Origin of the sequence: Micromonospora sp. NBS 11-29, from assembly GCF_002140155.1 — a bacterium.
Classification (GTDB): Bacteria; Actinomycetota; Actinomycetes; order Mycobacteriales; family Micromonosporaceae; genus Micromonospora.
Window position 1 is genome coordinate 240,411 of record NZ_NAPR01000004.1, and the last position, 1,075, is coordinate 241,485.

The 1,075-nt window shown below is 70.9% G+C and carries 1 protein-coding gene; it reads right to left on the reverse strand.

Annotated features, from left to right (window positions below; translation table 11 throughout):
* Window positions 1-879 (reverse strand): ArsR/SmtB family transcription factor (locus B1205_RS33270; protein ID WP_441338451.1); only part of this gene is annotated, 879 nt, incomplete at its 3' end.
* Window positions 880-1,075: the final 196 nt, after the last annotated feature.

A 1,075-nucleotide genomic window follows, 5' to 3' on the forward strand; every position in this document is an offset into this window, starting at 1 on the left:
GCAGCACGCTGTCGCTGAACCAGGTCGCCTCGTACCACTCGCGCGGCTCGTCCGGCACCCNGCCGCCTCGGCGGCGTGCGTCTCCGGGTCGGCGTCCGGCCCCGCCTCGACCGAGTACGACGGGTTCACCGCCTGCCACACCCGCTCGCGCGCGTCACCCCGGCCGGCCGCCTGGCGGACCAGGCCGAACTTCGCCAGCTCGCGCAGGTGGTAGCTGGTGGCGCTCGGCGAGAGGCCGGCGATCTCGGCGCACTCGGTGGCGGTCGCACCGCCCCCCAGCGCGCTGAGATGTTCGATGATCGCCATGCGGGCGGGATGGGCGAGCGCCCGCATCACCTGCGGGTCGCTGATCGTCACCCGGTGCCATTCGGAACGCGCCTCGGTCATGCCCCCATGATCCCGCGCCAACAGGCGAGGGCGCGGAGAGCATGCCCAGCCAGCGCGGCGGGGACCACTCCCGCCCCCGACGACCCAAAGTGACAGCGACGGGCCGGCAAGCGGCTCCCTTCGGGGACTTTGCTCTGCAGCCATGGACGCATCAGGTGCGTAGCGTGAGCGGAACAGCCCGAGGGCGATACGAGGATCAAGATTGAAATTCCTGCTCAAGAGCGGGATGCCTTGGTGGCTGCAGAGCAAAGGCGGCGATGGGCCATGTCGGCAGCCCCGAACGAGCAAACACGCGGGGTGACGTAGTGCACGACTACCGTAAGTGGCTGCTGATCGTTTCCGGTCCAAGTCGTCAGCCGCTAGGTGGGGGCGGCGGGCACGCCGACAAGTCCGTATAGTGGATGACCGCCCGACGGCCGCGGTGAGCACGCACCGCAGCGGACGTCCCCGCGCCGGGGTCAGGCCAACCGCCCCGGACACGCGAGCGAGCATCGTGTCGAGCCATGGGAGTTCGCAGTGCCCGCAACCGAAGTCGACCCGACCACGAGCCTCGACGGCGAGCTCGTCGCCGAGCGCGCCCACCTGGACACCTCCCGCGTCGCGCTGCGCCGGATGCGGGAACGCGCCGAGTCGCTCTTCGCCACCGGCGACAAGGTGGCCGGTGACTCGTACACCGCCGAGCAGCTCG